14 protein-coding genes are annotated in these 12,610 nt (G+C 55.1%); 7 read left to right on the forward strand and 7 right to left on the reverse strand.

Features of this window, described 5'->3' with window-relative positions:
* The first annotated feature begins 626 nt into the window (after window positions 1–626).
* Complete coding sequence (locus tag ACFWW4_RS17060; RefSeq protein ID WP_411891970.1) at window positions 627–2,027, forward strand: hypothetical protein; 1,401 nt, start codon at window positions 627–629, stop codon at window positions 2,025–2,027.
* Window positions 2,028–2,967: 940 nt separating this feature from the next.
* Here the strand turns inward: ACFWW4_RS17060 and ACFWW4_RS17065 are convergent.
* Both ACFWW4_RS17065 and ACFWW4_RS17070 read right to left on the reverse strand, forming a co-directional pair.
* Window positions 2,968–3,591 carry a calcium-binding protein gene (locus tag ACFWW4_RS17065; protein WP_411891971.1) on the reverse strand — a complete coding sequence of 208 codons (624 nt, stop codon included), beginning with the start codon at window positions 3,589–3,591 and terminating at the stop codon, window positions 2,968–2,970.
* 15 nt (window positions 3,592–3,606) lie between these two features.
* Window positions 3,607–3,876, reverse strand: coding sequence for a hypothetical protein (locus tag ACFWW4_RS17070; RefSeq protein ID WP_411891972.1), 270 nt, complete (start codon window positions 3,874–3,876; stop codon window positions 3,607–3,609).
* Here ACFWW4_RS17070 and ACFWW4_RS17075 point away from each other — a divergent pair.
* The 5 genes from ACFWW4_RS17075 (at window position 3,853) to ACFWW4_RS17095 (ending at window position 6,336) form a co-directional block, all read left to right on the forward strand.
* Entirely contained in the window at window positions 3,853–4,194 is a 342-nt protein-coding gene (locus ACFWW4_RS17075) for a CopD family protein (protein WP_411891973.1), read from the forward strand. The genes ACFWW4_RS17070 and ACFWW4_RS17075 overlap by 24 nt on opposite strands.
* A 170-nt stretch (window positions 4,195–4,364) precedes the next feature.
* Entirely contained in the window at window positions 4,365–5,249 is an 885-nt protein-coding gene (locus tag ACFWW4_RS17080) for a multicopper oxidase family protein (protein ID WP_411892058.1), read from the forward strand.
* 19 nt (window positions 5,250–5,268) lie between these two features.
* Window positions 5,269–5,502 (forward strand): multicopper oxidase domain-containing protein, encoded by a 234-nt coding sequence (locus ACFWW4_RS17085; RefSeq protein ID WP_411891974.1) that lies wholly within the window; start codon window positions 5,269–5,271, stop codon window positions 5,500–5,502.
* The gene (locus ACFWW4_RS17090; RefSeq protein ID WP_411891975.1) at window positions 5,499–5,927 is read left to right on the forward strand and encodes a c-type cytochrome; all 429 of its coding nucleotides are present in this window, start codon (window positions 5,499–5,501) and stop codon (window positions 5,925–5,927) included. The genes ACFWW4_RS17085 and ACFWW4_RS17090 overlap by 4 nt, the downstream gene beginning before the upstream one ends.
* Window positions 5,920–6,336, forward strand: coding sequence for a hypothetical protein (locus ACFWW4_RS17095; RefSeq protein ID WP_411891976.1), 417 nt, complete (start codon window positions 5,920–5,922; stop codon window positions 6,334–6,336). Before ACFWW4_RS17090 ends, ACFWW4_RS17095 begins: the two co-directional genes overlap by 8 nt.
* A 333-nt stretch (window positions 6,337–6,669) precedes the next feature.
* On the opposite strand, the gene ACFWW4_RS17100 is transcribed toward ACFWW4_RS17095, so the two are convergent.
* Window positions 6,670–6,894 (reverse strand): cyclic nucleotide-binding domain-containing protein, encoded by a 225-nt coding sequence (locus ACFWW4_RS17100; protein WP_411891977.1) that lies wholly within the window; start codon window positions 6,892–6,894, stop codon window positions 6,670–6,672.
* A 278-nt stretch (window positions 6,895–7,172) separates the two neighbouring features.
* On the opposite strand from ACFWW4_RS17100, the gene ACFWW4_RS17105 reads away from it, so the two are divergent.
* The gene (locus ACFWW4_RS17105) at window positions 7,173–7,490 is read left to right on the forward strand and encodes a hypothetical protein (protein WP_411891978.1); all 318 of its coding nucleotides are present in this window, start codon (window positions 7,173–7,175) and stop codon (window positions 7,488–7,490) included.
* 306 nt (window positions 7,491–7,796) lie between these two features.
* Here the strand turns inward: ACFWW4_RS17105 and ACFWW4_RS17110 are convergent, their stop codons facing one another.
* The 4 genes from ACFWW4_RS17110 to ACFWW4_RS17125 are packed head-to-tail and all read right to left on the reverse strand — an operon-like array spanning window position 7,797 to window position 12,610.
* The gene (locus ACFWW4_RS17110; RefSeq protein WP_411892059.1) at window positions 7,797–8,924 is read right to left on the reverse strand and encodes a LacI family DNA-binding transcriptional regulator; all 1,128 of its coding nucleotides are present in this window, start codon (window positions 8,922–8,924) and stop codon (window positions 7,797–7,799) included.
* Window positions 8,896–10,518 carry a dihydroxyacetone kinase subunit DhaK gene (locus ACFWW4_RS17115; protein ID WP_411891979.1) on the reverse strand — a complete coding sequence of 541 codons (1,623 nt, stop codon included), beginning with the start codon at window positions 10,516–10,518 and terminating at the stop codon, window positions 8,896–8,898. The genes ACFWW4_RS17110 and ACFWW4_RS17115 overlap by 29 nt, the downstream gene beginning before the upstream one ends.
* Before the next feature lie 12 nt (window positions 10,519–10,530).
* Window positions 10,531–11,523 carry an ABC transporter ATP-binding protein gene (locus tag ACFWW4_RS17120; protein ID WP_411891980.1) on the reverse strand — a complete coding sequence of 331 codons (993 nt, stop codon included), beginning with the start codon at window positions 11,521–11,523 and terminating at the stop codon, window positions 10,531–10,533.
* Window positions 11,516–12,610: an ABC transporter ATP-binding protein gene (locus ACFWW4_RS17125; RefSeq protein ID WP_411891981.1), complete on the reverse strand. Its 1,095-nt coding sequence runs from the start codon at window positions 12,608–12,610 to the stop codon at window positions 11,516–11,518. The genes ACFWW4_RS17120 and ACFWW4_RS17125 overlap by 8 nt, the downstream gene beginning before the upstream one ends.

Raw genomic sequence — 12,610 nt, forward strand, 5'->3', positions numbered from 1 at the left:
GCGATGCAGCAATGAATTCGCGACAACGCAGGAAGTTTTCATGCTGCGAGCGCACGCAGCGCGACTAAGCCACCTCCGCAATGGGCTCTCTGCCGACATCTGACGGTTTTGGTCGGATGACTGGTGCCAGCCCGAACCGGACATCGGATTTTGCGGCGGATTGGCAGGTCAGCGGACAATCCCGGCCTTATGTATCAAACGCACCAACAACACACCTTATAAAAACAAGGCTGTGAATCCATAATGTGGACATGCAAAACACAATACACGGGCTGATTAAGAAGCGCGGCGAGATAGCGGGCCAGCACAAGGTCGCTCTCAAGGCAGCAGACGCCCTGAAAGCCGATCTTGACGCTATAGACCGCGCGCTGGTGCTGTGTGGCTACCAAGATGACCCCAAAAGGGCATGATCGAAAGCCTAGGCATGCCTCGGGCCATACGCCCTCGTTTCAGAAGAATTCCATTTCTTGCGATCACGAATTGATATTCGTCAATTGGAATATGTTGATCTGCCCTAATCAGAGATTTGTATCACCAAGAATTGAGTATCGGTCCGAAGTAGTTGGCCAGATGTGGAGGCGGTGATCCATCTGATCCACGCCAAACAACAAATCAGGAGAGAACCAATGAATATTCTTACAAATTCAGGTGTCTTTACAAAAACGATCACTCTGTGCGGTGTTGCGGCACTGATGCTGACTACCGCACCGATCATGCTGGATGATTTTGTGCCCTCCTCGGCACAGGCCCAAGGCCAAGGCGGTGGCGGGAATAGCGGCGGCGGTGGAAACGACAGTGGCGGCGGGAGTGACCGCGGGAGTGACCGCGGCGGCGGAAATAGCAACCAAAACCAAGGCGAGAATTCCGGAGGGACCGATAATAATGCGGACTCGACGTCATCAACGACACCAAGCACGCAGTCGTCGGGGGGGGCTGCCCAAGGCGGAACAAATGCGGCATCCGGATCACAAAGCGGCAATTCTGGCTCTGGCAACGCTGCGGTATCGGCTGATCCACAAGTGCCATCTGACGGTGGTCAATCTGGCGGCAGCGGCAGTGGTCCGACGTTCTCTGACATCATTCTTGATATGGCCGGGGCAAGCGTAGATGAAGACTCTGACCGGCCAGACTGGGCGGGCGAACCTGGCGGCAAAGATGGTGCTGGCGGTGGTCAGCCAGATACGTCAGGCACCACGAAGGGCGATTTGTATGGCGACCTCTTTATTATTGCACGTGATGCCAACGGTGTTCCGATCCTGACTGCAGAAGGCTGGGTGCAACCCTTGGATGCTGACGGCAATCCCATCGCGCTGGACGAAGACGGCCATCCGCTGGATGAAAGCCTGACACAGGAGGTCGAACTTGGTCGACTGAACGTCAGCCGCGCGCCGGTGTCGGTTCTTGATAACCGGGCTCACGAAGTCATTGACCTGATGTTGAATGCCACAGATCTTACCACGGACGCTGCGGGCCGTCTGGTCTTTACCCTTGATGGTGTGACCAAAACAATCGACTCGCCACTCGAGAATTTGGCGATTTATACGGCGATTATCACAACCGGCACGATCCCCGGCGTGGACGATCTGCCCGGAACAGAGTTTGATTTTCTCGTTGATGGACAAATGACCGATGAGGATTTGGCAGCGTCAGCCGTGTTCCTTGCTGCTGCAACCGACAAGACCGGTGTTTTCACGTCGGATGAGATCGCCTACCTCAATGCGTTCCTTGGCGTGAACACGCAGACAGTCGGATCGGTGATCTATTCGGATATCGATTACTCCGACTTTACCTATAGCCGCGAGGACACCTATCAGGACGTCACAGCCGAAGTTCTGGTCTTGCAAGAAGATGGCAGCTGGGTGCCAACGGTTGTGAATGTCTACGATGCCGTGTTTGAAAGCGAAGAGGCAAATGCGGCGGGATCATTGGACGCCTATACCGTAGCTGCTGATGACGCGCGAAGCATCGTGAATTACATCCACGAATACGAAGTACCTGCAGTGGATTTGGATTCAGTCACGCACTAGCAGTTTCGTGTTCTTGCCTGAGGGCGACACCCTATACCCCCGCGTTTCAAAGACGCGGGGATTTATGATTGATACCTCAGTTTGAGTCTTTCAAGCTGTACTATGAAATAGTTTTCCAGGCTCTTCATTATTGAGTGACGGCTTTGCCCGCTGCCTAGTCGCAATTATACCTACGCTGCTGCAGCGTAAATCGCGCTGCGAGCGCTCGCAGCACGATCTGGACGCTTCCGCAAACCGCCATAGAAGATGCTGTTTCGCCGGTATTGAGAACTTTTTCCTCGAAGGTGGACACCAAAGGCTTTGCAAAGCTCTCAGCGATAACGGAAGCAGATGCGACAACGATGCGCCAACATTACGGAGTTTGCTCTGAGCTGCTGCACAAAGCATCAGATGCCTTGAACCCAGTAGCACCGACACCGGATGACATAGATCGGGAGTTTGATGCCTTGCAGAACTGGCTCAACGCGCTTGCCCAACGTCAAAAGAGCATCAAGGTCGGATGAGCTGGTGAAAACTGCCGAAACAGTAAGCCGTTGATTTCAAGGGGAGACGAGTCTCAAAGATTCAGTCTCATTTATTACGTACTCCGACAGTGACTGTCGGAGTTCTCTAGTGCTGAGACTGTGCGTGCAATGAAAACAATCACTTAGCATTTTCTATTGATGAGACTGGGGCAGGGGCCATAGCAGACCTTCGCCGCATCGTGCATGAACCGGTAAGTTTGCGGGACAAAGCCGCCTTGCGCACTCGCAGCTATTGCTGACGCAGCATTCGCTCGCAGGTGCAGCACCCTCACCGCTGCTTCGCGGTGGAAGTCGCCATACCGGCCATTCATAGGTCTTGCATAGACCAACCCCTCTCTTAGTTTAGGCCGCCATTGGTGCCAAAAACCCTGACGACGGACAGTTTACTCTGATCTGTCTGAGTGCCGCGTAAACCATCAGACATAGTTGAACACAAAGTCGTCTTCGCCGATCAGACCTGCTGCGTCTCGCAGCTGGATCGTATCCCCACCGCCGTAATCAACCGTCACGTGCCCGTATGTAAGACTACCCTTGAATGCGACTTGATCGATGCCGTCTTCGAAGCCAACGACGGTGTCGTTCCCGTCGCCGGCTGAGAAGAGGAACGTATCTACGGCACCATCGGATGGAGTAGAGCTGTCACTGCCATAAAGCGTGTCATTGCCCAAACCGCCCTGTAAGAGATCAACACCATTTCCACCAGAAAGCGTATTGGCAGCATCATTACCGCCCAGAGTGTCCGCATAGTCCGAACCGATGACGGCCTCAACATTAGCCAGCGTGTCACCTTCGGCGTCTCCACCAGTCGCTTGTCCAATCCGTAGGTCAACATCGACGCCCGCTACGGATTCTGCATAGCTCGCGGTATCGAAGCCGGTGCCCCCATCAAGGCTATCAGCGCCGGCACCACCGGTCAGAATGTCGTTCCCGGCACCACCCTCCAGCGTGTCGTCACCCGCACCGCCATCGATGTTATCGTGACCGCCCAGACCCCATATGATATTCGAGCCAGCGTCGCCGATGAGAGTATCACCATTCAAACCACCGGCGAGGTTTTAGATGTCTGTGAAGGTGTCACCAACTGCATCGCCGACAAGACCGACACCGAGATCAAGATTAACGCTTACCGCGCCGGTCGACTCTTGATAACTGGCCGTGTCGTTGCCGTCGCCACCTATAAGGTCATCTGCCCCGGCACCACCCTCGAGAACATCATCGCCACGACGGCCCTCTAACGTATCATCATATGGATCGGCATTCTTTCTCCGCTGCGTAGAACTGCTTTGGATGGCGATAGGACAATGGAAGCAGCAGACCTCGGACATCGCTTTGGCAAGATGGCATCGGTCTTTGTTCCGCTGCTGATCGTCGCAGGTGGATATATGAGTTATGAATTGGTGGGATCACTGTCTGCGCTATTTGGCGGCAACTACGGACAAGCCCTTATCCTCAAAGCTCTCTTTGTCGCGGCATTACTTGCCCTCGCAGCCGCCAATAAATCGCGGTTCATTCCCAAATTGACAATGGGTGATCAGGCCGCTGCTCAGCATCTTGCCAAATCGATATCATTCGAATGGATGGTCGTTGTTGCGGTCCTTTTCATCACCGCCGTGCTAACATCAGTCCTGACATTGCCAGCATGAGGTATGCTATGAACAGAAGACAATTTTTGGCTTCAGCGTCCGCATTCGCACTGTAGCCGCAACAAACCCTGGCAGGGCGAGAGCGCATAGTTCTTCGGGCCGAAGCCGTGACCGCAAAGGTGCTGCCTGAAGGGGATGGAACGACCAAGATGCCCGGGTTTAACGGATCGATGCCAGGTCCAGCAATCCGAGTGCCCCGTGGACAGCGTGTTTCTATCGACGTGGAGAACGGATTGAATGAAGGCACAGCGGTTCACTGGCATGGTATTCGGTTGGAAAACCGTATGGACGGTGTGCCAGTGTTGACTCAAGACTTGATCAACCCGAACGACGCCAAGACTTACAGCTTTGTGCCGCCTGACGCTGGCACTTACTGGTACCACTCGCACTACATTTCTCATGAGCAGGTGGCACGGGGCATGGTCGGCTCTCTCATCGTCGAGGAAGAAACGCCGCCTGACGTTGACCACGACATCGCCGCGATCCTAGCTGATTGGCGGATGGAGGAAAATAGTCGGCTCACCGACGAGTTCACGGATATGCATTCGGTGGCACACGCAGGATACATGGGCAACTTTGCGCGGGCGTTCCTGTCGCAATCCTCAGTCCGTATTGGTGATCGCATTAGACTACGGCTGATCAACACAGCGACCAATCGGATTTTCCCACTGACACTCAACGGTGCCGAAGGAATGGTTGTTGCTTTGGATGGGATGCCATTGTCGCAACCAAAGACGTTAGAAGAGGTTATTTTGGCACCCGCACAACGTGCCGACCTAATCGTAGATGTGACTGGCCCTGTCAGTTTGGACATGCCCACACGGCAAAGTCCATACAGACTGGCCGATATCGAAATCGACGGAACCAATATTGAACGGCAAGAAAGCCCCATCTTGCCCCTTATGGCAAATGACCTGCCGACACCTAATGAGCCAACGCAGCACCTGGCGTTGACGATGATGGGTGGTGCGATGGGTGGGCGTCGTGGCGGGCGACAACATCTGGGCATTCAACAATGTGTCCGATCTCCAGTCAGAACCATTCGGATCATTTGAACGGGGAGAAACTGTGCGAATGACCATGGTCAACGACACATCATTTCCACACGGTATTCACCTGCACGGGCACCACTTCTGCGAAGTGGCCGATGATGGATCATTGGGCGACCTTCGGGACACTACATTGGTGGACGCAGGCGAAAGCCGAGACATCATCTGCGTCTTCGACAATCCTGGCCGATGGATGCTGCATTGGCATATGCTCAGCCATGCAGTTGGCGGAATGCGGACCTGGGTGAACGTGGCATGAGGTCGCTTGCTGGTATTGCTTTGGTGATTGCGGCTCCTGCATTTGCAGATCATGAGCTACTGGATCGTGATATCGTCGCAGGGGAACGGCTCTACCGGCAGCAATGTGCATCGTGCCATGGAACGAACTTAGAGGGTCAACCGAACTGGCGATCACCAAACGATGATGGTGTTCTGCCAGCCCCGCCTCATGATGCAACGGGCCACACTTGGCATCACGATAATGCTCTGCTGTTCGAATACACAATGCTAGGGGGTCGAGGCGCACTTGCTGCTCGTGGCATGACGGATTTCAACAGTGGGATGCCCGCTTTCGAGGGCATCATTACCGACGACGAGACTTGGGATATTCTTGCTTTCATTCGGTCCACATGGCCAGAGCGTGAACAAGAAGCACAAGCCAGCCGCAATCCACCTCATGAGTGATACCGACACCCACATACTGGCGACGCATGCGATCCCCGCATGGAGCGTGATCGGACTGGGGTCACTGGCTGTTCACTTGGTGCTCCCTATTGATGTGTCTCACGCACTTGCCGCCCTGGTGCTGACGTTGATTGCAGGCGTGTATATTGGATTTGCGGTCAACGATGGCAAGATATCTCGTATTGCTACTGAAAGCTTAGTTGCCATCACCTTCGTGATGTTTGCTGTATGGGCGTTATTCGACGCCCCAATGTTGCTGCCACTGGGATACATCGGTCATGCTGTTTGGGATTTCTTGCATCACACCCCGCTATTCAACGTTAGAATGCCAAAGTGGTATGTGCCCGCTTGTGTCGTCTATGACGTGATCGTTGGGCTGGGGCTATGGGCGATCTGGTTGATCCATTAGCTGGTATTGACCACGGCCCACCTGCGTAAGACGCCCTTGATTGCAAAGGGTGCGCAGTGCCCGATAGCAGGCTTCATGCGTCAAATGAATGCGGGTTGCAAACTCCGTCACTGCACTATCAAGATATCCCGCTGACACAGCCGCCAGAACACGTTCCTCGGCAGACTTGATTGCGGTGATTTCCAGTAGGAACCGATAGCTTTGTACCTGCCTTGCAAGCAATGCCATGAAAGCCAGTGCAAAGTCCTGGTCCTTTGATAGTCGGTCCAACGTTGCCGCTTTGGAGATGTGCTGAACATTACCACCGACGGTGCATATGGCGTCGCAATGATATTAATCCGAGAACACCGACGCTTCAGCGAAGAGATCACCAGGGGTTGCACGGTGCAGAGTCAGCGTATCACCTGCCACGGTAGTTCTGCGCAGCGTCGCACAACCTCGTTGAACGCGGTAAAGACCCGTCGTCGGCTCGGCCTGTCGGAACAACACGTCATCCGTCGAAGTCGAGATCAGTCGAATGGCGGTGTCTGGTAGATTGGAAAATAGATCATTAGTCATATGACCCAGATCATATCTGAAGCGGTGTTGATCGACTACTTCTTTCCCAATTGAAGGAGACCTGGATGATGATCATCAAAACGATCGCAGTATTGATGCTGAGTGCAGCACCTGCACTGGCATAGCATTCTCACGGCAACCATGGTGGTTCAGTTGTCGCTGAAACAGGCCAAGCTCAGTTTGCTTCAATTGCAGAGATTGTAGCGGTTTTTCGGGATGATCCTGCCACGAACTGGGAACGTGTCGATATCCAAGCGTTGCGAGATCATCTGGTTGACATGGACAATGTAACAACACGTTCAGCGGTGGCTGTCGAAGAAGAGGGTACCAGCGTAATCTTCACAATAACTGGCGATCCTGATGTTGCTGCTTCGATTCAAATAATGGTGGCCGCTCACAGTCCTATGTTGGCAGCAAATACTGGATGGTCAGTAGTTTCTGGGCTGATCTCCAATGGTGCCACGATGACGATAACTGCGACCGACGACGCAGAACGAAGCCAATTGTTGGGTCTCGGATTTTTTGGTGCTATGACAATTGGAGCCCACCATCAGGAACATCACTTGATGATTGCAACGGGTCTGTCACCTCACTGAAAACTGATCCAAGCAGACCTTCGAGTAGAGCAACTGTAAGGCAAGTTTGTCCGCTTTGTAAGAGTTCGGCTGAACCTGCATTGGGCATTTGCAGCGAGTTTTCAGCTCCCCGGTCGCGCGGCAGCGTGGCATGCCCTCAGGGCTTATGAATTGAAGGGGTCGTACTCCAATGGGATCGAACGCGTCAAAATGCGACTGTTATCGTCCAATTCAGATGACAGATATTGCTCCAGCCTGAGCCAAAAGCTCTCGTTGTACTCATGGCTACGAAAGGGGCTGCAGGTGTCAGCCGATCTCTAGGCAGCGCTACCCCTTCCACGACATCGATTTCGAGAGGACGGGATTGATCACATACGCCGGCATGTTCTCTTTTAAATAGATGTCGATACGAATGCGTTCTTGTGCCGGGTTATGCGGCACATTATCGACGGTCGAACGCAGCAGTCGGGCACAAGAACGCACAAGGTGACCGCCATCCTGACTGATAACCGCATCGAAGTAGCCGTCGTTCAGCGCATCCCTACTAAGACTGGTCAATTCGTGACCAATCACGACAATATCGCTGGCACCACCCTGCTCTCTCAGAAAGCGCATCAGGCCTTCATTTCCGGCGGCGCTGGAATAGATGCCGCGGACATCTTCATGGTTCTCAAATAACTCCGGAAGCAATGAATACATGATTTCAGGGTCGTCTTTGCCCTCGACCGACGCGATGACCTCGAGATTCTCGAATTCCTCCGCCATGACCAGATCGAAACCCTGCCGACGCTCCAGGTGATCACGGGCAAAACGCGAGCCGGTTATGAAGAGTATCTTCCCCGGCTTCTTGATGAAACGCCCCATTAACTGCGCTGCGGTGCGTCCTGCTGATACGTTGTCGATGCCCACGAAATGGTCGCGTTCAGAAGAAGGCAAGTCAGAGACCAAAGTGACGACTGCGATACCCTTGTCGCGCAGGCGGTTGATCGCGTCACGGACGGACGGTGTCTCTGGGCCGAAGATCGCGACGCCGTCCGTCTCACGCGGGTCGATTTCGTCAAGGACATTTACGAAATCCTGCGGGTCGAAAGCGGCAGCGAGTGCCAGGGTCAGCTTTGTGCGGTCATTGGCGATTTTTTCCGTCAGTTCGTGGATTTGGGTGCGCAGGTCCAGAACAAATTCATTCTGCGTATCTGGTAGGACAAACAAGAAGTTATACACCCGCCGTCGGGCCAGGTTGGCCGCTGCCGTATCACGGATGTAACCCAAGTCTTCGATAGCCTTGCGGACTTTCTTGATCGTGACCGAGCGCACGCCCGGACGTTCATTCAGCACACGGTCGACCGTCGCAAGGCTGACCCCAGCGACGCGGGCAATGTCATTGACAGTTGGTTTCGCGATGGCGCTGGGACGATGTTTGTTCAGTTTAGTCCACCATTTCCTTTGCAAGGGCATCAAACAAGAGCGCCACAGCTTCGGCGCCCGGATCGTTGTGCCCTTTCAGATTTTCCTCCGGGACATACGCGGCCCGTCCTGCCCGTGCACGATGAATCAGCGCGGTACTGTCTGCACCTTTGCGGGCTGCAGCCGCCGCCATCTGGATGCCATTCGGCAGGGCTTCCAGTGCTGGGGCAAGCGCATCGATCATGGTCCGGTCACCAACCTTTGCGCCACCGACCTGACTAACGCGGTTCAGACCATCGACGAGTGCCTTTTGCACCGATGTACCATTGGCACATGCGTCACCGGCCGCATTAAAGAATATTGCAAGGATCACGCCGGACGACCCACCCATTGTCTGACTCAACTCGTTACCAAGCGCCGGGAAAAACTGCGTCAGGTCGGCCAGAGGCATCTTGTCGAGGCGGGCTTTCAAGGCCGTTGCCGCTGTCGCTAAGGTGCTGCCGGTATCCCCGTCACCAGACTTGGCATCTAGCTGGTTCAACTGCGCCTCAGCCGAAATCAGCAGGTCCGTTACCTTGTCGATAACCTCTCGGACCTTGGCGTTCTTTGACGGGATCGGCTCAATAGGTGTCAGGCCGTCTGGCAACCCGACGACAACGGGCGCGGCGACGTTGGCCATTCCCGGCCAAGCCGACATTTCGACCGGTGCTGCGAGAGCGTCATGTTCGGCTTTCGTTGCGTTCATAATTGAGACGGAGAAACCGTGCATGTTGAGCGAGGTCATCAGCGGCGCAGGTCCAATCACGCGGTTGACGATGCCCGATTGTGTCAATGCATGGGTCAGGACCGACATCTCCAACGGTGTGGTCGAGCCCAGATTGTTGATCAAGGCGATATTGTCCGTGCCCGGCGCGTGGTCCTTCAGCTTTTCAACAACGGTATTCATCGCGGCGGATGCATCACTGAACACGACCTGTTCGGCACCCGGTTCGCCATGGATACCAAGGCCGAGTTCAGCCTTGCCCGGCCCGATACGGTCTTCCTTGGTGGAGCCGGGGATGGTGCAGGTATCCAGACTCATCCCGATCGAGACCACCTTGCCAATCACCGACTTGGCGGCCTTGGTCACGTCTTCGAGGCTTGCGCCGCCCTCGGCCAGAGCGCCTGCGATCTTATGGACAAACAAGGTCCCGGCCACACCGCGAGGCTGGGGAAGGTCAGGCAGGGCGATGTCATCGTCAACCACGACCATCTCCACCTTGCGCCCCAGCGCGCGCGCGCGTTCGGCGGCTAGGCCGAAATTGAGCCGGTCGCCGGTGTAGTTCTTTACGATCAAAAGGCACCCCGCCTCGCCTGTGACGGCGAGGATGCCGGCCAGCACCGCTTCAACGGAGGGCGATGCGAAGACTTCGCCACAAACGGCTGCGGTCAACATACCTTTTCCAACGAACCCGGCATGGGATGGTTCATGCCCCGAGCCGCCGCCCGAAACCAACGCAACTTTCGATTTGTCCCAATCAGACCGGAACACAACCTTGATATGCGGATAACCGTCGAGGCGGGACAAGGTGCCGCCGGACGCGGCAAGCAGCCCGTCGATGGCCTCTGCAACCAGGTTTTCCTTGGCGTTTATGAATTGTGCCATTGTCTTCCTCCCTTAAACGACCCGTGCGCCCGACGCGTCGAAATACAGCGGGTTCTGCGGGCTGATATTGATGATTGAGTTGGCGGCATAATCGTCATGCGGGTCGATCAGCGTGGTGATGGCATGGCCGCTGACCTCCAGATGAAGCCGGGTCTGGTCGCCCAGATGTTCTGAACGCAGCACCTTTGCTTCAACCCCGCTGCCATGTCGTATGCTTTCCGGCCGCAAACCGATCTGCGGGCCCTTGTGATCGCCAGGAAAGATCGAAGACGGAAGGATGTTGATGCGCGGCGAACCAAGGCGGCTGGCGACATAAACACTTGTCGGATCCTCATAGATTTCCTTGGGCGTGCCATATTGCACCAATCGCCCCTCTTCTAGTACGCCAACATGGGTCGCCATGGTCATTGCTTCGATCTGGTCATGCGTCACGTAAAGCAGGGTTGAGCCGAGTTCGGCATGGATGCGTTTGAGTTCCACCCGAAGGTCCGCGCGCAATTTGGCGTCAAGCGAACTGAGCGGTTCGTCCATCAGGTAAATTGACGGATCCCTTACAAGCGCCCGCCCAATGGAAACACGCTGCATTTCGCCGCCTGAAAGCTCGGTTGCCTTGTTGTTGAGCTTGTGCGGGATCTGAAGAGTTTCCGCAATTTGTTCGACCCGTCTGGCGATCTCATCCTCGGGCGTCTTCAAGACCGGAGAGCGCAGCGGAAAAGCCAGATTGTCGCGCACGGTCAAGTGCGGATAAAGTGAGTATTGCTGGAACACCATCGCCACATCACGCTGCGCGGGCGTTTCCGAACCGACGTCGCGGCCACCAATATGGACGCTGCCTGCATCCAGCTTTTCCAGCCCCGAAATCAGGCGCAAGGTGGTTGTTTTCCCGGCACCCGTTGGCCCCAATAGAACGACAAATGCGCCGTTCTCAATAGTCATTGATACATCATCAACGGCAACGGTCTTACCGAAGGATTTAGAGACATTCTTGAGCACAACTTCAGCCATGGAGCACGCCCTCATTCAGTTCGGATCGCAAGGCGCGGCCAGATTGGCGGTCGAACAGGGTAACGGTTGCGGGGTTGAACTCGAGCCCCACCTTATCGCCTGCCCTGGCCGGTTTTTGCGCTGATATGCGAGCCTTGACGCTGCCCGCAGCAGTTTGCAGCGTTACGATCTGGGTTGTGCCTAGGTATTCGGTGGCCAAAATCTCTGCCCGGAACGGCGCCGCGTCAGAGATTTTGATATGTTCGGGCCGCACGCCAAAGGCAAGGTCCCCTTCGAACGGCTCACGCGTCCGGGGGATGGTAAAGTCTGCGTTTTGCATCGCGACATTGGTTGCACCATCGCCCACCTTGCCATGGAAAGGGAGGAAATTCATCGACGGAGAACCGATGAAATCCGCCACGAACATCGTCGCTGGTTTGTCGTAGATCTCCTGTGGCGTGCCGAACTGTTCCACCACGGCATTGTTCATCACCACGATTTTGTCGCCCATCTGCATGGCTTCCAACTGATCATGGGTTACGTAAACCGTGGTTGCGCCCATCCGGTCATGCAAGGCGCGCAATTCCTCGGCCATATGTTCACGAAACTCAGCATCCAGCGCGCCCAGCGGCTCATCCATCATGAATGCCTTGGGTTCACGCACAATCGCACGACCAAGCGCCACACGCTGTCGGTCGCCACCGGACAGCCCACCAACAGGGCGTTTCAGGATATCTTCGATACCAAGGATCTTGGCAACTTCATTCACTTTGTCCCGTACGGCAGCGCGTGACATACCCTGAGAAACCAGCGGGTAGCTGATATTCTTGTAGACGTTCATATGCGGATAAAGCGCAAACATCTGGAAGACGAAGGCGATGTCCCGTTCGGATGGTGGTCGCTGTGAAATCTCTTCACCATCGAGGTAGATCTCGCCCGAGGTCGGAAGCTCCAACCCCGCGATCATCCGCAAGGTCGTTGTCTTGCCACAACCCGACGGACCAAGCAGCATGAAGAACTCCCCGTCTTCGATCGTAAAGCTGCTTTCGCGAACAGCGGTGAAATCGCCGAACTGCTTCTTCAGGTTCTTGATGACGATCTGGGCCAT

The organism is Yoonia sp. SDW83-1 (assembly GCF_046762885.1).
In the GTDB taxonomy this organism is placed as follows: Bacteria; Pseudomonadota; Alphaproteobacteria; order Rhodobacterales; family Rhodobacteraceae; genus Yoonia.